We start from the raw sequence: 21,301 nt of genomic DNA, 5'->3' as shown, positions 1-21,301 counted from the left end.
TTTTTCAGAAAAATATTTAGTTATTCCTTCTAAAAGCATTTTAGATTTTTCCATTAAAACTAAAAAATGCAAGCGTTTTAGATAAAAATTAGAAAAAGGATTGCTAAAAATGAAAAGGTAGTATAGAATGGAATTAGTGAGAAATAATATAATAAAAGGAGTCGTTATATGAACTATAAAGAAGTTTATGAACAATGGCTAAACAATGATTTTTTCGATGAAGAAACAAAAGCTGATTTGTTATCTATTAAGGATAATGAAGCTGAAATTGAAGATCGATTTTATAAGGGACTTGAATTTGGGACAGCCGGTCTTCGTGGGAAATTGGGTGCTGGTACCAACCGTATGAATAAATATATGGTAGGAAAAGCAGCACAAGCATTGGCTGAAACACTAAAAGATCATGGTGAAGAAGCTGTTAAAAGAGGTGTTGCAATCAGCTATGATGTTAGATATAAATCAAAAGAATTTGCTGAACTAACATGCTCTATTATGGCTGCACACGGAATCAAAACATATATTTACAATGGAATTCATCCCACACCAATGTGCTCATATGCGATTAGAAAATTGCACTGTAAGGCTGGTGTGATGGTGACAGCTAGTCATAATCCACAAGAATACAATGGCTATAAAGCATATTGGGAAGAAGGGTCACAAATTTTAGATGACATTGCAGGCCAAATTGCAGGTCACATGGATGAAATTGTCAACTTTGAAGACATCAAATCTATTCCTTTTGAAGAAGCCCTGGAAAGTGGTCTTGCAAATTATATTGATGCATCTGTCGAAGAAGATTACTACAAAGAAGTTCTTAACTTGACCATCAATGAAGATGTTGATAAATCTATCAAAGTTGGCTATACGCCTTTGAATGGTACAGGAAACATTCCGGTTAGGGAAATTTTAAAAAGAAGAGGTTTTGAAAATATCTATGTCGTGAAGGAACAAGAATTTCCTGATCCAGATTTTACAACAGTTGGTTATCCCAATCCAGAATTTCCCAAAGCATTTGCCTATTCTGAAAAACTTGGAAAAGAAAATGATTGTGATATTTTGATTGCCAATGACCCAGACTGCGATCGTGTTGCGCTGGAAGTAAGAAATGCAAACGGTGATTATGTCTTTTTAAATGGAAATAAGATTGGTGCTTTGCTTTCTTATTATATTTTCTCACAACGTTCTGCTCTCAATAATTTACCTGAAAATCCTGTCATGGTGAAATCTATTGTTACAGGTGATTTATCTAGAGCGATTGCGAAGAAATATGGTATTGAAACAGTAGAAACCCTGACTGGATTTAAAAATATTTGTGGCAAAGCCAACGAGTATGATCGTACTAAAGAAAAAACGTATGTTTTCGGTTACGAAGAAAGTATCGGTTTCTGTTATGGAACATTTGTTAGAGATAAAGATGCTGTCAGTGCTTCTATGATGATCGTGGAGATGGCTGCTTACTTTAAGAAACAGGGGAAGACTCTGTTAGATGTTTTAAATGATATCTATGCAGAATTTGGTTTCTATAATGAAAGACAAGTTTCTCTTGAGTTAGAAGGTGTAGAAGGTCAAGAGAGAATCGCTCGCATGATGGAAGAATTTAGAGAACATCCTTTGACAACAGTTGGAGCAATGGAACTTGAAAAAGTGATTGACTTTAAAGATGGCTACCTTGATTTTCCAAAACAAAACTGTTTGAAATATTACTTTAAAGATGGTTCATGGTATGCACTCAGACCGTCAGGGACCGAACCTAAAATCAAACTATACATCTATTCAATTGGTAAAGACGAAAAGGAAAGTGTTAAAAAACTCGATCTCATCGAAAAGGCTTGCCGAGAAAAAATGGATAGCGTGAAATAGGTGCATATAAAAACTTGAAGTTCTCTTTTGAGAACCTCAAGTTTTTTTGCGTTTTAAAGACTAGTCGAATGTTTTGGTTGTACTTTTTGTTCTGGATAGATATAATTCATAGCATTGTTGATGGCTGTAGGAGCTTCCCCAAGACCAGTTGCAATCAAATCAATTTTACCATCATAGCTGCAACAATCTCCAGCAGCATAGATTCCTACAACAGAAGTTTCTTGTTTGCTGTTCACAATAATCTTATGACGATTAAGCTCCAATCCCCAGTTTTTTAAGTTCCCAACAGATGATTTAAAGCCATAATTGACGAAAAGTTGATCCAGCGGAAGAAGCTCCTTTTCATCACTCTTTACTTTAGTGATTTCAAGATGAGTAAGTTTGTTTCCTTCGCCGATAAGCTTATTTGGTACAAATGGTGTTTTGATTGTTACATTTGAAGCTTTTAATTCATTCACACTATGTTCTAAAGCTCGGAAGGTGTCTCGACGATGGATGATATGTGTCGGAGCGATTTTATCAAAAGCAAGTGCCCAATCCACTGCAGAATCACCACCTCCTAGAACCACAATGTTTTGTCCAGCGTATTGATTGATATTGGAAACGTGATAATGAATGTTTTCAAATTGTTCTACATTGTCCAAATCAAGTGAGCGAGGTTTAAAAGCTCCACCTCCCATGGCAATTAAAATTGCTCTTGAAATGTGTTTTCCTTTACTTGTCGTCAAGGAAAACAATCCATCATTTTTTTCAATATCTAATACTGTCTCATCAAGGTGAATGCTTGTTTCAAACGTTTTCAGTTGCTCAATTAAACGTTCAGTCAGTTCTTCACCAGTTAAATCAGTAAAACCAGGAACATCCAGAATTTTCTTTTCAGGATAGAGAATGGCGGGCTGTCCACCGAGCTGAGGAAGTGAATCAATCACATTCACCTTTGCTTGACGCATGTGTGCATAAAAAGCAGCAAAAAGTCCCACGGGACCTCCACCAATGATCGTAATATCAAAAATTTCAGACATGATTTCTCCTTAAAATGATAACGTATTTCTATTTTATCACAAAATGTAGGAAAACTATAAAGAATACGTGTTAGCAGGAATGAATTATGATACAATAGTTACAGATTATATTATTAATTAAGGAGAAATACATGCAAGCAGTTGCACATTTTATTGAAACATTTGTTCCAAATCACTATACGATTTTTTTAGATTTGAATCGGGAGCAAAAAACATTTACAGGTAAGGTAACTATTAGCGGAGAAGCAAAAGGTGAAAAAATCTCACTTCATCAGAAAGATTTAGTGATTCAATCTGTCGAAGTAGCTGGTCAATCACGCCCATTCTCTGTAGATAATGAAAATGAAGCAGTTTATATTGAGCTTGGTCATTCAGGAACTGTTGAAGTAACTCTCTCTTATACAGGTAAAATTACAGATAATATGACAGGAATTTATCCTTCTTACTATACTGTTGATGGAGTTAAAAAAGAAGTGCTTTCTACTCAGTTTGAAAGTCATTTTGCGCGTGAAGCTTTTCCAAGCGTAGATGAGCCAGAAGCAAAAGCAACTTTTGATCTTTCTTTGAAATTCGACCAAGTAGCAGGAGAAATAGCGCTTTCAAATATGCCGGAAATTGATGTAGAAAATCGGAAAGCAACTGGTATCTGGACATTTGCAACAACGCCTCGTATGTCTTCTTACCTCTTAGCATTTGCAGCTGGCGATTTGCAAGGTGTTACAGCTAAAACAAAGAATGGCACTTTGGTAGGGGTATACTCTACTAAAGCGCATCCTGCTTCAAACTTAGAGTTTGCCCTAGATATTGCAGTTCGCTCTATTGACTTTTATGAAGAATATTATGGGGTGAAGTATCCAATTCCTCAATCCTTACATGTAGCTTTACCAGATTTCTCTGCAGGTGCTATGGAAAATTGGGGCTTGGTCACTTATCGTGAGGTTTACCTCTTAGTAGACGAAAATTCAACTGTTACTAGTCGTCAGCAAGTAGCTCTTGTGATTGCTCACGAATTGGCGCACCAATGGTTTGGTAACTTGGTCACAATGAAATGGTGGGATGATCTTTGGCTCAATGAAAGCTTTGCCAACATGATGGAATATGTCTGTGTGAATGCCATTGAACCAACTTGGAACATCTTTGAGGATTTCCAAACAAGTGGCGTTCCTCTGGCTCTAAAACGGGATGCGACTGACGGTGTTCAATCTGTCCATGTGGAAGTAAAACATCCAGACGAAATCAATACCTTATTTGATCCTGCGATTGTTTACGCTAAAGGAAGTCGTCTCATGCACATGCTTCGTCGTTGGCTAGGAGATGAAGCTTTTGCAAAAGGCTTGAATGCTTATTTTGCCAAACATCAATATGGTAATACAATTGGTCGTGACTTATGGAATGCTCTTGGTGCAGCTTCAGGACGTGACGTAGCAGCCTTTATGGATTCGTGGCTAGAACAACCAGGCTATCCTGTTTTGACAGCGATTGTGGAAAATGACACTCTCAAAATTTCTCAAAAACAATTCTTTATTGGTGAAAAAGAAGAAAAAGGTCGTCTATGGGTTGTACCATTGAATAGTAATTGGACTGGTATCCCAGATACTCTAGAAACAGAAACGCTTGAGATTCCAAATTATACAGCTCTTGCAGCTCAAAATGAAGGAGCACTTCGTTTTAATACAGAAAATACAGCGCATTACATTACTGATTATCAAGGCGAATTGCTAGACAATATTTTGGCAACTATTACAGACTTAGATAATACAAGTAAGTTGCAAGTGGTGCAAGAACGTCGTTTGTTGGCTGAAGCTGGTTTCGTTTCATTTGCAGACTTGATTCCAGTGGTTAAAAAATTGACCAATGAAAGATCTTATCTTGTAGTATCTGCTGTGAAAGCTGTGCTAAATAGTTTGAAGACTTTTGTGGACGAAGGGACAGAAACAGAGGTTGCTTTTAAGAAATTACTTGTTAAGTTGAATCAAGCTAACTTTGACCGACTTGGTTTTGAAGCTAAAGCAGGCGAAACAGATGAAGATGAATTGGTTCGTCAAATCGTTGTAGCGAATATGATTGCGGCTGATGATGAAAAAGCGAGTCAAAAAGCTAGCCAAATTTTTGAAGCTTATCACGATACTTTGGAAAAACTTCCTGCAGCCACTCGCTTGCAAATTTTGATTAACCAAATCAAACGCCATGAGACAAAAGAATTGACCGATAAATATTTAGCAAAATACATTACAACGGTTGACGGCAACTTCCAACGTCAATTGGCTTCGGCTCTTTCTTATACGAAGAACGAAACAACACTCACTCAACTTTTAGAAGAATGGAAAAATAAAGATATTGTAAAACCGCAGGATTTAGCAATGAGCTGGTATTTTACTTTCTTACAACATGATTTCACACAAGGAACTGTCTGGACTTGGGCGCGTGACAATTGGGATTGGATTAAGGCAGCTCTTGGTGGAGATATGAGTTTTGACAAATTTGTCATTTATCCAGCAAGTACCTTTAAGACGCATGAACGTTTAGCAGAATACAAAGCCTTCTTTGAACCACAATTATCTGATTTGGCAATTAGCCGTAACATTAGTATGGGAATCAAAGAAATTTCCGCTCGTATTGATTTAATTGACAAAGAAAAAGCAGCTGTTGAAGCAGCAATCAAAGCGACAGTATAACAGTATAGAAAAGAAAAGGTTGAATGCGAATTTCAGCCTTTTCTTATTGTATTTCGATATTTTATTAAAAATGATAGTTTTTGAAAGAAAATGCTTGACTTTGAAATAAATTGGTGTATAATGAATCTGTAAACGATTGCAGGAAGGGGTGGAATTATCTTAAAATCAGAGCGAAAACAGGTAATTTTAGAGGAAATTAATCGTCATCAAGTTGTTTCACTAGATACTTTAGTTCGTCTATTAGACACGTCTGAATCGACAGTTCGTAGAGATTTAGATGAATTGGAGAGTGAAAGAAAACTACGCCGAATTCACGGTGGTGCAGAAAATATTCATTTCCTTCAAGAGGAAGAAAGCAATCAAGAAAAATCTATCAAAAACGTTCAAGATAAATTACGAATTGCTCAAAAAGCAGCGGAATTGATTCAAGAACAAGATGTTATTTTTATTGATGCTGGAACGACAAATGAATTGTTAGTGAATGAACTTTCAAATAAACATATGACAGTTGTGACCAATTCTATCCACCATGCGACAAAATTAGTTGAGAAAAACATTCCAACAGTTATTATCGGAGGGGTGGTTAAAAGCTCAACAGACGCTAGTATCGGGGGGGTTGCTTTGAATCAAATCGGCCAGTTGAATTTCAACAAAGCCTTTATTGGTATGAATGGAATTGATGAAAATTTCTATACAACACCTGATATGGAAGAAGGAGCAGTCAAACGAGCGATTCTTGAAAACGCCAAGCAGACCTACATCTTAGCTGATGCTTCAAAAATCGGCCATTCCTCTTTCGTGAAAGTCGCCCCTATCAAACGTGCTAGCATTATTACGAGTGCATGTGCCAATGAGCAATTGGAAAAGATAAAAGAAAAAACGGAGGTTATTGAAGTATGATTTATACTGTTACGCTTAACCCTTCTATTGACTATATTGTCCGTTTGGATAAGGTCAATGTTGGAAGCGTGAATCGTATGGAAAGCGATGATAAATTTGCTGGTGGCAAAGGCATCAATGTCAGTCGTGTGCTCAAACGTTTGGGAATTGATAACACAGCGACTGGCTTTATAGGTGGTTTTACTGGAAAATTTATTACTGATACTTTGGAAAATGAAGCGATTGCGACTAATTTTGTTCAAGTGTTAGAGGATACGCGCATCAATGTGAAAATTAAAGCAGATGCTGAAACAGAAATCAATGGAACGGGTCCGACCGTCTTACCAGAGCAATTAGCAGAATTGAAAGAGATCCTTTCAGGACTGTCAGAGCAAGATACAGTGGTGTTTGCAGGATCAAGCAACAAAAATCTGGGGAATGTCGTCTATAAAGAGTTGATTCGTTTAACAAGACAAACTGGCGCACAGGTCGTTTGCGATTTTGAAGGACAAACACTTATTGATTCACTGGAATTTCAGCCATTATTGGTCAAACCAAACAATCATGAACTGGGTGATATTTTCGGAGTGAAGCTGGAAAAGCTGGATGAGATTGAGAAATATGCTCGTGAAATTCTAGCCAAGGGAGCCCAACATGTCATTATTTCTATGGCAGGTGATGGAGCGCTTTTGGTAACAAAGGACGGAGCTTATTTTGCAAAGCCAATCAAAGGAATCGTAAAAAATTCTGTTGGGGCTGGTGACTCCATGGTTGCAGGCTTTACTGGTGAATTTGTTCGTTCAGGAAATGCTGTTGAAGCTTTTAAGTGGGGAGTAGCTTGCGGAACTGCAACAACCTTCTCTGATGATTTGGCGACAGCCGATTTCATTAACAAAACGTATGAAAAAGTAGAGGTAGAAAAAATATGAAGATTCAAGACTTACTGAGAAAAGATGTGATGTTGCTTGATTTACAAGCGACTGAAAAAACAGCTGCTATTGATGAAATGATTCATCGTTTAGTTGACAGTGGTTATGTGACAGATTTTGAAACATTCAAAGAAGGAATCTTGGCTCGTGAAGCTTTAACGTCAACAGGCTTAGGGGACGGAATTGCCATGCCACACAGCAAAAATGCCGCAGTAAAAGAAGCAACAGTTCTCTTTGCAAAATCAAACAAAGGTGTGGATTATGAAAGTTTAGACGGGCAACCGACAGATTTATTCTTCATGATCGCTGCACCAGAAGGAGCGAATGATACCCACTTGGCTGCACTTGCAGAATTGTCCCAATACCTGATGAAAGATGGATTTGCAGATAAACTTCGTCAAGTGACTTCACCAGACGAAGTGATTGCGTTATTTGACCAAGCGTCTGATAAAGCAGCAGAGTCTGCAACGGTAGAAACGGCAAGCAAAGATGGTGATTTTCTTGTTGCAGTTACAGCATGTACAACAGGTATTGCACATACTTATATGGCTCAAGAAGCGCTTCAAAAGGTAGCCGCCGAAATGGGAGTTGGTATCAAAGTCGAAACCAATGGTGCCAGTGGTATCGGAAACAAACTGACAGCAGAAGATATTCAAAAAGCAAAAGCAGTTATTATTGCAGCTGATAAAGCTGTAGAAATGGATCGATTTGATGGGAAACCACTGATTAATCGTCCGGTTGCTGATGGTATTCGTAAAACAGAAGAATTGATTAACTTGGCATTGTCAGGAAAAGCAGAGGTATATCATGCAGCCAATAAAGCAGCTGCGTCCTCTTCAGCGAATGCAGCAGGCGGTTTCTACAAACACTTAATGAGTGGTGTTAGCCAAATGCTTCCATTTGTTATTGGTGGTGGTATTATGATTGCTATTGCCTTCTTGATTGACCAAGCGATGGGAGTTCCAAAAGATCAATTGGCAAATCTTGGAACTTACCATGAGCTTGCAGCTATGTTTAAGAATATTGGTGGTTTGGCTTTTGGCTTTATGCTTCCTGTTCTTGCTGGTTATATCGCTTATTCTATTGCTGAAAAGCCAGGTTTGGCACCAGGGTTTGTAGCAGGTAGCATGGCTTCGGCAGGTCTTGCTTTTGGAAAAATTCCATTTGCAGCAGGCGGGAAAGCAACCCTTGCTCTTGCTGGCGTCCCTTCTGGTTTCCTTGGAGCCCTAGTGGGTGGTTTCCTTGCAGGTTACGTTGTAAACTTTCTTAAAAAAGCCTTGAGTGGTCTTCCAAAATCACTAGAGGGCATCAAGTCCATTCTACTTTACCCGCTGTTGGGAATCTTGCTAACTGGCTTCTTGATGTTATTGGTGAATATTCCAATGGCAGCTATCAATACTGGATTGAATAGTTTCCTAGAAGGTTTATCTGGTAGTTCAGCTGTCCTTCTTGGACTCGTTGTAGGTGGTATGATGGCTATTGATATGGGTGGTCCTTTCAATAAGGCGGCCTATATCTTTGGTACAGGAACTCTTGCAGCAACTGTTTCAACAGGTGGTTCAGTTGTGATGGCAGCAGTTATGGCTGGTGGTATGGTTCCTCCTCTAGCAGTCTTTGTTGCAACGCTTTTATTCAAAGACAAATTCACCGAAGAAGAACGTAATTCAGGTTTGACAAACATTGTTATGGGGCTATCATTCATCACTGAAGGTGCCATTCCATTTGGTGCTGCTGACCCTGCTCGCGCTATTCCAAGCTTTATGGTTGGCTCTGCCTTAGCAGGTGCCCTTGTCGGCATGGCTGGTATTAAACTAATCGCGCCACACGGAGGTATCTTTGTTATTGCACTTACTTCAAATGCTCTTCTCTATATCATCTTTATCTTGATTGGCGCAATTGTAAGTGGTGTGTTATTCGGAGCACTTCGCAAACCATTGAATAAATAATGATGAGTTTCATCATTCTAGGAGTTGGAGAAAAAATTCTCTGACTCCTTTTTAATCCTAAAAGAAACATTGGCAGAAGAAGATTTTCATACTGATTAAAATAGTCAGGTGCTGGAAAATATGATATAATTTTACTAACGCATATTTTGAGGAGAAACGAAATGGAATTACAACGTGAAAAAGAATTTGTTAGTCAATATCATTATGACGCTCGTAATTTAGAATGGGAAAAAGAAAATGGAACTCCAGAAACAAAAGTGGACGTCAATTTTCAATTGTTAAATCAGGATCAGGAGGGGCAAGTGACCTCTATCGTTGTAATTGTGAGTTTTATGATTGTCTTTGATGCTTTTGTCATTAGTGGAACAATCTCGCAAGTCAATCATATTCTTGGGCGAATTGTGAACGAACCGAGTGAATTTGAGCAGGATGAGGTGGAGCAATTAGCTCAGCCAAGTTTGGCTGTATTAAATCGTTTGACCTATGAAGTGACAGAAATCGCCTTAGATTTACCAGGAATCAATTTGGAGTTTTAATGCATGAAATTAGCTGTAATTACTGATTCGTCTGCATATTTAAATAATAAAGTAGTCGAAAATGAGCATTTATTTGTCCTAGATATTCCCGTTAGTATAGACGGGGTTGAGTATATTGAAGGAAAAAATCTTTCTGCTAGTGAATTTTATCAAAAAATGGCAGCTTCTAGTGAATTGCCAAAGACGAGCCAACCGAGTATTGCTAGCTTAGTAAATATCCTTTCTTTAGTAGAAGGACAAGGTTATACTCATGTCATTGGTTTGTTTTTATCGAGTGGAATTTCTGGTTTTTATCAAAATATCCAGTATTTGAAAGATGAATTTCCAAGTTTAGAAATTGCTTTTCCGGATTCAAAAATCACAAGTGCGCCACTTGGAATGATGGTGGAGCATATTTTGAACTGGACTAAACAGGGATTATTGTTTGAACAAATTTTAAACAATCTTGAAGTTCAAATTAAGGGAATTGGTGCTTTCATCATGGTAGATGACTTAAATCACTTGGTGAAGGGTGGTCGTTTGTCTAACGGCGCTGCAATTCTTGGAAACTTGCTCAGTATCAAACCAATTCTTTACTTTAATGACGAGGGGGTCATTGAGGTTTATGAAAAAATTCGTACCGAGAAAAAAGCTACGAAACGTCTGGTTGAGATTGTCAGAGAACAGACTGCACAAGGAAATTACCAGGTGATGATTATTCATGGAAATGCACGGGAAAAAGCAGAACTTCTACATAAATTATTAGTAGAAGAGCGAATTACTGGAGAAATTCCCATTGCAACATTTGGCAGTGTGATTGGAACTCATTTGGGAGCAGGAAGTATTGCTCTTGCTTATATCCCGATTGTCTAAGGTGCAATTCGCCTATCCTAAAAGGCTTTATGGGAAATGCCTATAAGTTGGTGATAGAGCGTATTAAGAGCATGGCTTTGCTTCTGTGGTTAGAGTGATTGGGATGAAATTACAAAGTTCATCGAACCTTCACAGGCAATATGGCTAGGAGATATGCTTGCTCCTAATTTTGCTAAGGGATAGATTTTCCTGATAGTGTGTTCAATTAAGTTTAAGTAGTAAATAATTTTCAAATGAGCCACATCATGATTAGAAAAATATGACGATTGGAATATTTATTATGAGATTAGAAAATCTGCCTTCTGAATTTCAGGAGGCTTTACCAGTATTAAAGAAGATCAAGAATGCCGGTTTTGAGGCGTATTTTGTCGGTGGGTCAGTCCGCGATGCCTTATTGAATCGACCGATTCATGATGTGGATATTGCGAGTTCCAGTTATCCAGAAGAAACTAAACGTATTTTTGAACGAACGATTGATGTTGGGATTGAGCACGGGACAGTTTTAGTATTAGAGGATAATCATGAATACGAAGTGACGACTTTTCGGACCGAGGATATTTATGTAGATTATCGTAGACCTAGTCATGTTACCTTTGTTCGTTCTCTAAAAGAAGATTTAAAGCGGCGCGATTTTACGATCAATGCTTTGGCTTTAGATGAAACAGGGAATGTGATTGATTTATTTGAAGGATTGAATGATCTAAAACATCAGATTTTACGTGCTGTAGGAACACCTTCGGAGCGTTTCACCGAAGATGCCTTGCGTATCATGCGAGGATTTCGTTTTCAGGCTACTCTGGGTTTTGCGTTAGACAAAGATACATTCAATGCCATGAAAATGTGTGCTCCGCTATTAGAAAAAATTTCTGTAGAGCGGACTTTTATTGAATTTGATAAATTACTGACAGCGTTTTATTGGCGTAAAGGATTGAAAAGTCTGATTGCCAGTGGTGCAACGGATTATTTACCTGACATGCGCAGCAGCCAATCACAATTGGAAACGATGTTTGATGTTGAAGCAGATTTTAAATTTACGAGTTCAGAGCAAGCCTGGGCTGCTCTTCTAATGGTTCTTCAAGTAAAAAATGTTAAAAAATTCCTAAAGCATTGGAAAACTTCAAATGAATTTCAAAAACGCGTAGAGCAAATTGTTACGATTTATACCATTCGCCAAACGCATTTTCTGAATAAGGAAGAATGCTATCGTTTTGAACTGGACCTGATGATACAAGCAGAAGAAATTCGTCAAGCACAGGGATTAGCTGTTGATTTTGAAAAGATTTATCTTACTTATAATTCACTAACGATTCATGATAAACATGAGATTGTCGTCAATGGTGGCCTGTTAATCAAAAAGTTTGGTTTTAAGCCTGGACCTGCTTTAGGACAGCTCTTGACTGAGATTGAGATGGCTATTGTGAATGGCGTCTTGGACAACTGCCTTGAAGCTATTTTAGCTTTTGTAGAGGAGAAAAGATGAGTGACTTTATTGTTGAAAAGTTGACTAAAACGGTAGGAGATAAGACTGTTTTTAAAAATATTTCCTTTATTATTCATGGTTTGGATCGCATTGGCTTGATTGGGGTTAATGGAACTGGAAAAACAACTCTTTTGAACGTTCTGTCTGGAAAATCTGGATTTGACGGGGATGTCAATCCCTTTTCTGCTCATTCAGACTATAAAATCGGTTACTTAACTCAAGAACCGCACTTTGATGACAATAAAACGGTGCTAGATACAGTTTTGTCTAGTAATTTACGAGAAATGCAGCTCATTCGTGAGTATGAGCTACTACTATCTAACTATGATGAAAATAATCAGTCTCGTTTAGAGAAAGTGATGGCTGAAATGGATGCTCTTCAGGCCTGGGAAATCGAAAGTCAAGTTAAGACAGTTTTGTCTAAGCTGGGTTTGAACGACTTATCTGCTAAGGTTGGCGATTTATCAGGAGGTTTGCGACGTCGCGTTCAATTGGCGCAAGTTCTGTTAGGAGATGATGACTTATTGCTCTTTGATGAACCAACCAACCATTTGGATATTGATAGCATTGAATGGCTGACGAATTTTTTGAAGAATTCCAAAAAGACAGTTCTTTTTATTACCCATGATCGTTATTTTTTAGATTCTGTTTCAACTCGAATTTTTGAGTTAGACAGTGGTAGTTTAGTTGAATATCAAGGAAATTATCAGGATTATGTCCGTTTGAAGGCAGAACAAGACGAGCGAGATGCTGCCCTTCTCCATAAAAAGCAGCAACTGTATAAGCAAGAATTGTCCTGGATGCGCCGTCAGCCACAGGCCAGAGCAACCAAGCAGCAAGCACGAATCAACCGTTTTCATGACCTTAAGAAAGATTTAGCGGGTCAGATAACTGACAGTAGTTTGGAAATGAATTTCGAAACCAGTCGTATTGGTAAGAAAGTGATTGAATTTAAAAATGTGGACTTTGCTTATGGTGACAAGAAGATTCTTTCTCATTTTAACTTATTGATTCAAAATAAAGATCGGCTTGGAATTGTGGGTGATAACGGTGTTGGAAAATCGACCTTGCTCAATCTGATTGCCGGGAAATTAGCACCTCAATCTGGTCAACTTATGATTGGTGAGACAGTTCGTGTGGCTTATTTTTCACAGCAAATTGAAGGATTAGATGGGTCTAAACGTGTTATCAATTTCTTGCAAGAAGTGGCTGAGGAGGTTAAAATAGGCAATGGAACAACGTCAATTGCGGAACTATTGGAGCAATTCCTCTTCCCGCGCTCTACTCATGGTACTTTGATTGAAAAGCTTTCTGGTGGAGAGAAAAAGCGTCTTTATCTACTGAAACTTCTCTTGGAAAAGCCGAATGTCTTGCTTCTTGATGAACCAACCAATGATTTGGACATTGCAACTCTAACAGTACTGGAAAACTTTTTGCAGAGTTTTGCTGGACCAGTTATTACTGTTAGTCACGATCGGTATTTCCTTGATAAAGTAGCAGATAAGATTTTAGCTTTTGAAGAGGGAACTATCAGAGAGTACTTCGGTAATTATACGGATTATTTAGATGAAAAAGCTTTTCTGGCTGAGAGTTCTGCCATTTCCCAAAAGACTGGAAAGGAAAAGCCAGTGAAGGTGCGTGAGGAGAAGAAGCGCATGAGCTATTTTGAAAAGCAGGAGTGGGAGTCTATTGAGGGTGATATAGAGAAACTTGAAGAGGAAATTGCAACTATTGAGCGGAAAATGCTGGAATATGCTTCGGACTTTGGTCGACTCGCTGAACTCCAAAAAGAACTGGATGTTAAAAATGATTTCCTTTTGGAGAAATATGAGCGCTACGAATACTTGAGTGAGTTAGTATAGAATTAACAGCTACATATATGTATCATGAGTATCATTACATCTTTAAATAAGCTCTATTTACAAATCCTATAAAATTTGGTATAATACCAATTAATTAAATAAGAATCCGCAAGACTAGTAGCTTAGGGGAAGTTTGACAGGGAGAAGAACCAGAGACTGAGAGTTCTTTAGATGAAAACTAGGTGAATTCACTTGCAAAGGGATTTAGAATTAAGGTCTGGAAAACCAGATGAAAACGGATGGTACCGCGTGTCAACGCTCCGCTTATGGAGTCTGACAAGCGGTTTTTTATATTTGGAGGAATTATGTCAACCATTGAGGAACAATTAAATAAGCTTAGAGAAGAAACTCTGGCGTCGCTGAAAAAAATTTCAACTGAAAATGAAAAAGAAATGCAGAATCTGCGTGTTTCTGTCCTTGGAAAGAAAGGCTCTTTAACAGAAATTTTAAAAGGTATGAAAGATGTCTCTGCTGATATGCGTCCGATTATCGGGAAACATGTCAATGAAGCACGGGATGTATTGACCGCTGCTTTTGAAGAATCTGCAAAACTATTGGAAGAGCAAAAAGTTGCTAATCAGCTGGCTAGGGAGTCAGTAGATGTAACGCTTCCGGGTCGGAAAATTCTTGCTGGGAATCGTCATGTTCTTAGCCAGACAAGTGAAGAAATTGAAGATATTTTTATTGGGATGGGTTATCAAGTTGTAGATGGTTTTGAAGTCGAAACAGACTATTACAACTTTGAGCGGATGAATTTACCAAAAGACCACCCAGCGCGTGATATGCAGGATACTTTCTATATTACAGAAGAAATTTTACTGCGGACTCACACTAGTCCGGTTCAAGCTCGAGCGATGGATGCACATGATTTTTCTAAAGGACCTTTGAAGATGATTTCGCCAGGGCGTGTGTTCCGACGGGATACGGATGATGCAACGCATTCTCATCAATTTCATCAAATTGAAGGTTTAGTTGTCGGAAAAAATATTTCTATGGCAGATCTTCAAGGAACATTGGAGCTCATTGTGCAAAAAATGTTTGGTGAAGAGCGTCAGATCCGTCTGCGTCCATCTTACTTCCCATTCACAGAGCCTTCTGTTGAGGTGGATGTTTCCTGCTTCAAATGCGGTGGTCAAGGGTGCAATGTTTGCAAAAAGACTGGCTGGATTGAAATTATGGGAGCCGGAATGGTGCACCCTCGTGTTCTTGAAATGAGTGGCATTGATCCGGATGTTTATTCTGGTTTTGCCTTTGGCCTTGGGCAAGAACGTGTGGCTATGTTGCGCTACGGAATCAATGACATTCGCGGATTTTATCAAGGAGATGTTCGGTTCTCAGAACAATTTAAATAAATGTATGTTAATAAAAGTAAAAGAAGAACAGGCTGAAGTTCTAAGAGCACTAGAAGTGCAGACTTATCTAGAAACTTTTGGCCCTTACATCAAGGCAGAAGACATGCAAGATTATTTTGCGCATGAGCTCTCACTTGAGCGGATTCAGAAGGATTTGGCACTGGTAGAGTCAGAGACCTATTTTGCGTTAGATGAAACAGAGAAGATTGTTGGTTTTCTCAAATTTAACTGGGGGCAGGAACAGACTGAACCAGTAGAGGCAGACTATTCAATGAGGAATGCTTTTGAGGTGCATCGTATCTATGTTTTGAAACCGTATCAAGGACAAGGTTTTGGCAAGGAAATGTTTGAATTTGCCCTGCAGGAAGCTATGAAACGAAAATGTTCATGGGTGTGGCTAGGCGTTTGGGAAAAGAATTTTAAGGCCCAAAACTTTTACTTTAAATATGGTTTTGAGCGTTTTAGTGAGCATAAATATGTGACAGGTGAAACGGTTGACATTGATTGGCTCATACGGAAAAAATTAAAATAATTGAGAAAGCGTTGAGCACTGTTTTCGTGTTCTCAATAGCTCTGCGAATTAAAAGAAAGGAAATAAATATGAGGTGAAATTTTTGAGAAAAAGCAAAAAATTCTCAAAGATTTTGATGTACTCATATAGATGAATTATGCTAGTAAGTTATAAATGGTTAAAAGAACTAGTTGATGTAGATGTGCTAAGTGAAGAATTAGTTGAAAAAATGTCAACAACAGGAATAGAAGTAGAAGGGGTTAGTTCATCTGCTGAGGGATTGTCAAACATTGTCGTTGGTGAAGTGGTCAGCTGTGAAGATGTGCCTGAGACGCACTTGCATGTATGTCAAGTGAACGTGGGAGAAGAAGCACTTCGACAAATCGTTTGTGGCGCTCCAAATGTACGAGCAGGGATCAAGGTTATGGTAGCTCTTCCCGGAGCTCGTATTGCGGATAATTACAAGATTAAAAAAGGAAAAATCCGCGGTTTAGAATCTCTTGGAATGATTTGTTCTCTTGGAGAATTAGGTATCTCTGACTCGATTGTTCCAAAAGAATTTTCTGAAGGGATTCAAATTTTGCCAGAAGAAGCTGTACCAGGGGATTTGGTTTTCCCTTATCTTGACTTGGATGATGAAATTATTGAACTTTCTATCACACCGAACCGTGCGGATGCTCTTTCAATGCGCGGGGTAGCATATGAGGTTGCAGCGATTTATGACAAATCAGTTCATTTTCAAGATTTTCCGTTACTAGAGACAGATAGGCAAGCAGCAGAACAACTATCTGTTGCCATTGAAACAGAAAAGGCGCCTTTTTATGCAGTGCGTATTTTAGAGAATGTTACCATTACTCCAAGTCCGCAGTGGCTTCAAAATCTACTTATGAATGAGGGAATTCGCCCAATCAATAATGTAGTAGATGTGACAAATTATATGTTGCTATATTTTGGTCAACCAATGCACGCCTTTGATTTAGATACTTTTGAAGATAATCAAATTGTCGTACGTGAAGCACGTGCAGGTGAAAAGTTAGTAACTCTTGATGATGAAGAGCGTGATTTAGAAACGAGTGATCTTGTTATTACCGTAGCAGATAAGCCTGTAGCATTGGCTGGTATTATGGGTGGAAGTGAAACGGAAATCTCCCCTAAATCAAGGCGTGTAGTGCTTGAGGCAGCAGTTTTTGATGGAACTTCCATTCGTCAGACGAGTGGGCGTCTCAATCTTCGCTCAGAATCATCCTCTCGTTTTGAAAAAGGAATTAACCTAGCAACAGTAACAGAAGCCCTCGATGCGGCAGCTAGCATGATTGCAGATCTTACAGGAGCAAATGTACAAGCTGGCATCGTTTCAGCAGGTCAAGTGGACACATCGGATGTTGAAGTTGCTTCAACATTGGCAGATGTCAATCGTGTGCTTGGAACAGAATTGACTTATACTGATATTGAAAATGTTTTTCGCCGTCTTGATTTTGGTCTTACTGGTAATGCAGAGAAATTCACAGTGAGTGTACCACCTCGTCGTTGGGATATTCATATTGAAGCTGACCTTTATGAAGAAATTGCACGTATTTATGGTTATGATAGATTGCCGGCAACATTGCCTAAAGATGACGGAACTGCTGGCGAATTAACAGAGACCCAAAAACTTCGTCGCAAAGTTCGTACTATTGCAGAAGGTGCTGGTCTGACGGAAGTCATCAGCTACGCCCTAACCACTCCTGAAAAAGCTATGCAATTTAGTATGAAGCCAAGTAACTTAACAGAATTGATGTGGCCGATGACAGTAGAACGCAGTGTTCTTCGGCAAAATATGGTAGCTGGTATTTTGGATACTGTTGCTTATAATATTGCACGAAAAAATAAAGATTTAGCGCTGTACGAAATCGGAAAAGTCTTCGAGCAAGCTGGAAATCCAACAGCAGAATTGCCAACTGAAATCAATAGCTTTGCCTTTGCTTTGACAGGTTTGGTATCTGAAAAAGATTTTCAAACTTCTGCTGTACCAGTTGATTTCTTTTATGCAAAAGGAGTTCTGGAAGCACTGTTTGACCGCCTAGGACTGAAAGTAGAATACACAGTGACGCAAGCATTAGCCAGCATGCACCCGGGACGTACAGCAGCCATTTTGCTGGACGGACAAGTCATTGGCTTTGTTGGTCAAGTTCATCCAGTAACTGCTAAGGATTATAATATCCCAGAAACGTATGTAGCAGAAATCAACTTAACAGCTATTGAAAAAGCGATTCAACCAGGAAAACCATTTGTAGAAATTACTAAATTCCCAGCTGTAACACGTGATATTGCTTTGCTTCTTAAAGCAGAAATCAGCCACAAAGAGGTGGTTGCAGCTATTGAAGCTGCTCGTGTGAAGCGCTTGACAGATATTAAATTGTTTGATGTTTTCTCAGGCGAAAAACTTGGGCTTGGTATGAAGTCCATGGCCTACACTTTGACTTTCCAAAATCCAGAGGATACTTTGGAAGATGAAGAAGTGGCTCGCTATATGGAAAAAATCCAAAAATCCCTTGAAGAAACGATTGGTGCAGAAGTGCGGTAATACTAGAACTAGGAGTGAGACAGAACTAAAAATTTTAGTTCTTAGTCTCACTTCTATTTTTATCTTGTAAATCTTTCTTCTTCAAAAAATATGGTGTATAATAAGGGCAAAGTTTTTTATAAATAACTTGACATAGGAGAAAATAATGACAGTTTTTGCGAAACTTTGGAAAGCATTTTCTGACTTGCCAGAAGTGACAGCTATTGCTTTAGGAGGTTCTCGTAGTGGAGAAACTTATGATGAGACTTCGGACTATGATTTATATATTTATTGCACAAGCATTCCAGATGAAAATAGCCGAGAGTCGATTTTAACTAAATATTGTTCTTACATGGAAATGAGCAATCAGTTTTGGGAATTGGAAGATGATTGTACCTTAAATAATGGTGTTGATATTGATATTCTTTACAGGAATATCTGTCATTTTGCAACAGATCTTGAAAATGTTATAGAAAAATACCAAGCCGGGAATGGCTACACTACCTGCTTTTGGCACAATTTAAAAACTTGCAAGATTCTGTATGATGCGGATGGAGAATTAGGTAAATTGCAAGAACGGTTTAACGTTCCTTTTCCTCCGAAATTAAAAGACAATATCATTTCACGAAATCTTAGTTTGTTAACCGGACATTTGCCGTCCTACGATACGCAGATTTTAAAAGCAGCAAAACGAAAAGACTTTGTTAGCGTTAATCACCGTGTTACAGCTTTTTTAGAATCCTATTTTGACATTATTTTTGCAGTTAATGAATTGACCCACCCCGGCGAAAAGAGAATGATGTCGTATGCAAAAGCTCATGCAAGCCTTCTTCCCAATCAATTTGAGAAATCTTTAAATGCCTTATTAATGAGCATCACTGCTAGTCCTGAAATTCTTGCAAAACAATTAAGAGAAATAATTGTAAATTTAGAGAGAATTTTATCATAAAATCGGCTGGAATTGAGTATAAAAAAAACGGTTTAAGCCGTTTTTTGTATTTAGTAGATTTTTCTTGAAATCATTATAAAAAGCTCCTTTAGTAGTTTCTTCTGCAGAGAGAGTCAAAAATATTTTGGGCAATCAATTGATCGGCTGTATCTAGCAATGTTTGCCGTGTAGTCATTTTATTTTCTTCTCTCTAATTCATGAATTTTTCCTATTTCTTTAAAATTTTTTCCATGATTGTTTGTTGGGGCTTTAGATCTAAACGTTCATAAAAGCGCAAGGCAGCGACATTATCATTCCATACATCAAGGGTTAAGTTGTAACAGCCAATTTCTTGGGCAAATTCTTCTGCAAAATGGCAGAGTTGCTCACCAATTTTTTGACCACGAGCATTTTCATCAACGCAAAGGTCTTCAATAAAAAGCGTTTTGATAGGTGTTTGTGCGAGACTTTGTGGTTCTTTAATGATACAAAAGAGATGACCTAAGATTTTTCCTTCTTCATTTTCAAAGACAAAGATTGGTGTATTTTCCTGAGACATCAGTGTTTTCAACTGTTCATCGTTGAATTTGCGACCACTCTCTTTGAAAATATCTGGTCGGACTTTATGATGAACAAGCAAGACTTGCTCTAAAAGATGATTGAGTACTGGAATATCGCTTGGGATTGCTTTTCTAATAGGCATAGTGAACTCCTTTTGTGACCGCCGGTCATTTTTATATAAAATATTATATGACTATCAGTCATTTTTGTTAAGAACAAAATTCAAAAAATTTTTGAGTCATATAAAAATAACCTGCTATGAGCGAGTTTTAAGATTGTTTGTACAATATTTATTTTATTAGCTTAAAGTAAGGATGGTTTTTTAAATTTTTAAAAATAGGAATAGTAACAAGACTAATTACGATAAGTTTTATGAGATCTGGTAGGATAAAAGGAATAATTCCAACAGTGATAGCTTTATCTAAGCTAAATCTTGCTAATAACATTAAACCAAGTACGCCGCCGACAAAAACCAGAGCATCTCCGAGTAGATTGGCTAAGAAAATCGTTAAAAAACTGCTATCTTTTGAAATCAGACCAGCTGTTACCAAAGCATAGAACAAGTAAAACCAGAGATAGCCTGCGTTTGGTCCAACAAGTGCCTGCAATCCGCCACTTCCGCCTGCAAAAACAGGGAGTCCAATAGCACCTAAAAGAAGATAAAGTGTAACTGCTAATAGAGCTTCTTTTCGATGAAAAATAGTGGCTATTAAGCCAACTGCCATATTTTGCAGAGCAAAAGGAACTGGACCGATAGGAATGGTAATCTGAGCAAGGACAGTTATCAAAGCTGCACCAATAGCTGGCAGGACAAGTGTAAATGATTTCTTCATTATTGTAACCCTTTACTTTATAATATGGTAACTATTATAAAGTAAATACGAAAAATGTCAAGTAATAAATAAAAAGGTGAAAGCATAAACTGAATTCACCTTTTGTCGAAGTAGTTTAATTATTTTTTGCGGTATATTACTTTTCCTTTATTTTTGTTGCGAAAGTATAATATCAAAAATGCAATTAGTCCAAAGATATTTAAAAAGATAAGTAAGATAGTTACAAGAATTATTTTTACTTTTTTCATAGGAAAACCTCCTAAAATAGGTTTGATATGATCAGAACAAAGATTTACATCTTTATCGACTAAAAAATCAAAGAAAAAAGGGAGGCTGGGACAAAAGTTTTCAACTTCTGAAAGAGTTTCGTGATAAACAAATGACGCAGTAGCTGATTGGACTCTTTCTTCGTTGTTCAAGCTCGCAAGAGTTCCTAATCATCTTTGCGGGGGTGGGACTACGAACTTAAAATTTTTAATTTTGAGTTCTGTCCCACTCCCTTTTTGTATGTCTGAACTCGGATTAAGTTATGG

At 38.0% G+C, this 21,301-nt stretch carries 17 protein-coding genes; 13 read left to right on the top strand and 4 right to left on the bottom strand.

Annotated elements, in window-relative coordinates:
- The first annotated feature begins 168 nt into the window (after nucleotides 1-168).
- Nucleotides 169-1,860 carry a phospho-sugar mutase gene (locus HMPREF1514_RS03640; RefSeq protein WP_037597309.1) on the top strand — a complete coding sequence of 564 codons (1,692 nt, stop codon included), beginning with the start codon at nucleotides 169-171 and terminating at the stop codon, nucleotides 1,858-1,860.
- Between the two features lie 53 nt (nucleotides 1,861-1,913).
- Here the strand turns inward: HMPREF1514_RS03640 and HMPREF1514_RS03635 are convergent, their stop codons facing one another.
- On the bottom strand, nucleotides 1,914-2,882 hold the full coding sequence (locus HMPREF1514_RS03635) for an NAD(P)/FAD-dependent oxidoreductase (RefSeq protein ID WP_037597305.1): 969 nt from the start codon (nucleotides 2,880-2,882) through the stop codon (nucleotides 1,914-1,916).
- A gap of 131 nt (nucleotides 2,883-3,013) precedes the next feature.
- On the opposite strand from HMPREF1514_RS03635, the gene HMPREF1514_RS03630 reads away from it, so the two are divergent.
- The 12 genes from HMPREF1514_RS03630 to HMPREF1514_RS03575 all read left to right on the top strand — a co-directional run bounded on the left by HMPREF1514_RS03630 (nucleotide 3,014) and on the right by HMPREF1514_RS03575 (nucleotide 19,395).
- On the top strand, nucleotides 3,014-5,557 hold the full coding sequence (locus HMPREF1514_RS03630; RefSeq protein ID WP_037597303.1) for a M1 family metallopeptidase: 2,544 nt from the start codon (nucleotides 3,014-3,016) through the stop codon (nucleotides 5,555-5,557).
- Between the two features lie 156 nt (nucleotides 5,558-5,713).
- Complete coding sequence (locus HMPREF1514_RS03625; protein WP_037566155.1) at nucleotides 5,714-6,457, top strand: DeoR/GlpR family DNA-binding transcription regulator; 744 nt, start codon at nucleotides 5,714-5,716, stop codon at nucleotides 6,455-6,457.
- Nucleotides 6,454-7,365: a 1-phosphofructokinase gene (gene pfkB, locus HMPREF1514_RS03620; RefSeq protein ID WP_037597302.1), complete on the top strand. Its 912-nt coding sequence runs from the start codon at nucleotides 6,454-6,456 to the stop codon at nucleotides 7,363-7,365. Before HMPREF1514_RS03625 ends, pfkB begins: the two co-directional genes overlap by 4 nt.
- Nucleotides 7,362-9,311, top strand: coding sequence for a PTS fructose transporter subunit IIABC (locus HMPREF1514_RS03615; RefSeq protein WP_037597300.1), 1,950 nt, complete (start codon nucleotides 7,362-7,364; stop codon nucleotides 9,309-9,311). The genes pfkB and HMPREF1514_RS03615 overlap by 4 nt, the downstream gene beginning before the upstream one ends.
- Nucleotides 9,312-9,472: 161 nt before the next feature.
- Nucleotides 9,473-9,847, top strand: coding sequence for a DUF1149 family protein (locus tag HMPREF1514_RS03610; RefSeq protein WP_003069715.1), 375 nt, complete (start codon nucleotides 9,473-9,475; stop codon nucleotides 9,845-9,847).
- A 3-nt stretch (nucleotides 9,848-9,850) separates the two neighbouring features.
- Nucleotides 9,851-10,699 carry a DegV family protein gene (locus HMPREF1514_RS03605; RefSeq protein ID WP_037597297.1) on the top strand — a complete coding sequence of 283 codons (849 nt, stop codon included), beginning with the start codon at nucleotides 9,851-9,853 and terminating at the stop codon, nucleotides 10,697-10,699.
- Between the two features lie 280 nt (nucleotides 10,700-10,979).
- Nucleotides 10,980-12,179 carry a CCA tRNA nucleotidyltransferase gene (locus HMPREF1514_RS03600; RefSeq protein WP_006270585.1) on the top strand — a complete coding sequence of 400 codons (1,200 nt, stop codon included), beginning with the start codon at nucleotides 10,980-10,982 and terminating at the stop codon, nucleotides 12,177-12,179.
- On the top strand, nucleotides 12,176-14,041 hold the full coding sequence (locus HMPREF1514_RS03595) for an ABC-F family ATP-binding cassette domain-containing protein (RefSeq protein ID WP_037597296.1): 1,866 nt from the start codon (nucleotides 12,176-12,178) through the stop codon (nucleotides 14,039-14,041). The genes HMPREF1514_RS03600 and HMPREF1514_RS03595 overlap by 4 nt, the downstream gene beginning before the upstream one ends.
- 305 nt (nucleotides 14,042-14,346) lie before the next feature.
- Nucleotides 14,347-15,393 carry a phenylalanine--tRNA ligase subunit alpha gene (pheS, locus tag HMPREF1514_RS03590; protein WP_003069711.1) on the top strand — a complete coding sequence of 349 codons (1,047 nt, stop codon included), beginning with the start codon at nucleotides 14,347-14,349 and terminating at the stop codon, nucleotides 15,391-15,393.
- A 4-nt stretch (nucleotides 15,394-15,397) separates the two neighbouring features.
- The gene (locus HMPREF1514_RS03585; RefSeq protein ID WP_037591094.1) at nucleotides 15,398-15,925 is read left to right on the top strand and encodes a GNAT family N-acetyltransferase; all 528 of its coding nucleotides are present in this window, start codon (nucleotides 15,398-15,400) and stop codon (nucleotides 15,923-15,925) included.
- 136 nt (nucleotides 15,926-16,061) lie between these two features.
- A complete protein-coding gene (gene pheT, locus HMPREF1514_RS03580; RefSeq protein WP_037597294.1) occupies nucleotides 16,062-18,467 on the top strand; it encodes a phenylalanine--tRNA ligase subunit beta in 2,406 nt (801 codons plus the stop codon).
- A gap of 145 nt (nucleotides 18,468-18,612) precedes the next feature.
- Complete coding sequence (locus HMPREF1514_RS03575) at nucleotides 18,613-19,395, top strand: nucleotidyltransferase domain-containing protein (RefSeq protein ID WP_037597293.1); 783 nt, start codon at nucleotides 18,613-18,615, stop codon at nucleotides 19,393-19,395.
- A 208-nt stretch (nucleotides 19,396-19,603) separates the two neighbouring features.
- On the opposite strand, the gene HMPREF1514_RS03570 is transcribed toward HMPREF1514_RS03575, so the two are convergent.
- From HMPREF1514_RS03570 to HMPREF1514_RS09435, 3 genes are all read right to left on the bottom strand, one after another.
- Nucleotides 19,604-20,077: a GNAT family N-acetyltransferase gene (locus HMPREF1514_RS03570; RefSeq protein ID WP_003069702.1), complete on the bottom strand. Its 474-nt coding sequence runs from the start codon at nucleotides 20,075-20,077 to the stop codon at nucleotides 19,604-19,606.
- 148 nt (nucleotides 20,078-20,225) lie between these two features.
- Nucleotides 20,226-20,768: a biotin transporter BioY gene (locus HMPREF1514_RS03565; protein WP_003069700.1), complete on the bottom strand. Its 543-nt coding sequence runs from the start codon at nucleotides 20,766-20,768 to the stop codon at nucleotides 20,226-20,228.
- A gap of 119 nt (nucleotides 20,769-20,887) precedes the next feature.
- The gene (locus HMPREF1514_RS09435) at nucleotides 20,888-21,187 is read right to left on the bottom strand and encodes a hypothetical protein (protein ID WP_156921866.1); all 300 of its coding nucleotides are present in this window, start codon (nucleotides 21,185-21,187) and stop codon (nucleotides 20,888-20,890) included.
- Nucleotides 21,188-21,301: the final 114 nt, after the last annotated feature.

The organism is Streptococcus sp. AS20 (assembly GCF_000524255.1).
GTDB classification, from domain to species: Bacteria; Bacillota; Bacilli; order Lactobacillales; family Streptococcaceae; genus Streptococcus; species Streptococcus constellatus.
This window is presented reverse-complemented; position numbering and strand designations above follow the sequence as displayed.